The sequence below is a fragment of the Streptomyces sp. P9(2023) genome (assembly GCF_032436795.1).
In the GTDB taxonomy this organism is placed as follows: Bacteria; Actinomycetota; Actinomycetes; order Streptomycetales; family Streptomycetaceae; genus Streptomyces.
In genome coordinates this window covers 1-1,177 of sequence record NZ_JAUPWM010000095.1, presented here as the reverse complement: position 1 = coordinate 1,177, position 1,177 = coordinate 1, and the positions used below count along the sequence as shown (strand labels likewise).

Here is a 1,177-nt window from a genome sequence, read left to right as displayed (position 1 = left end):
CTAGTGTCTCGTGATTCCGTCAGCGTTACTTGATCTTGTGTGGCAGGGTCTCTTGGTATGGAGCTCTCCGTGGAACAGGCCGCCGAGTTGCGGGAGTTGGTCAACAGCAGGGACGTGCCTGCGGACATAGCCACGCGGGGCCGGATCGTGCTGTGGTCGGGCGAGGGGCGCCGTCGCAAGGACATTGCCGAGCTGCTCGGGGTGTCGCTGCCGACCGTGGACCGCTGGAAGACCCGCTATGCCGAGCAGGGCCTGGCCGGGCTGGAAGGGGAGCGTCCCGGTGGCGCACGGGAACAGGTACCGGCACGGGTGCGGGCCCGGGTGATCGCGCTGACGCGCATGACGCCACCGGACGACACAGGGCTTTCGCACTGGTCCACACGGGAGTTGGCGAAGTACCTGGAGCGGACCGAGAATATCACCGTGTCCTGGCACTACATCGCGCGCATCTGGCGGGAGGAGAGCCTGAAGCCGCACCGATCCGGCACCTTCAAGATTTCCAAAGACCCCGCGTTCGCGGAGAAGGTGGCCGATGTGATCGGCCTGTATCTGGCCCCGCCGGGCGGCGCGGTGGTCCTCTCGATCGACGAGAAGACGCAGATCCAGGCACTGGACCGGACCCAGCCGGTACTGCCGGTCGCCTTCGCGGCGAGCGAGAAGCGCACCGCCGACTACGTCCGGCACGGCACCACGAACCTGTTCGCCGCCCTGAACGTGAGCACCGGCGAGGTGCTCGGCGAGTGCAAGCCGACCCGGAACGGCAAAGACTTCCTGGCCTTCCTGAAGAAGGCGGTGAAACCGCACGCCGGGAAGGACATCCATGTCGTCCTGGACAACCTCTCGACGCACACCACGCCGGAGGTCAAGGAGTGGCTGTCGAAGAACCCACACGTCCACTTCCATTTCACTCCCGTCGGCTCCTCGTGGCTGAACCAGATCGAGATCTGGTTCGGAATCCTGACCCGGCAGTCCATACGCCGCGGCACCTTCTCCAGCGTCAACGTCCTGATCAAACAGATCCGCGACTACATCAACTCCTGGAACACGACGGCGAAACCGTTCACCTGGACCGCGACGGCCGGCGAGGTCCTCGCGAAGGTCCGACTCGTCGCGACCAACGTGAAGAAACTCGTCAATAACAACTCGAACTGACATGAACAGGATCACGAGACACTAG

Annotated in this window: 1 protein-coding gene; it reads left to right on the top strand. The window is 64.1% G+C overall.

What is annotated here, in order from left to right; genetic code table 11:
- The first annotated feature begins 57 nt into the window (after positions 1 to 57).
- Complete coding sequence (locus tag Q5762_RS36765) at positions 58 to 1,152, top strand: IS630 family transposase (RefSeq protein WP_315896668.1); 1,095 nt, start codon at positions 58 to 60, stop codon at positions 1,150 to 1,152.
- The last annotated feature ends 25 nt before the right edge of the window (positions 1,153 to 1,177 follow it).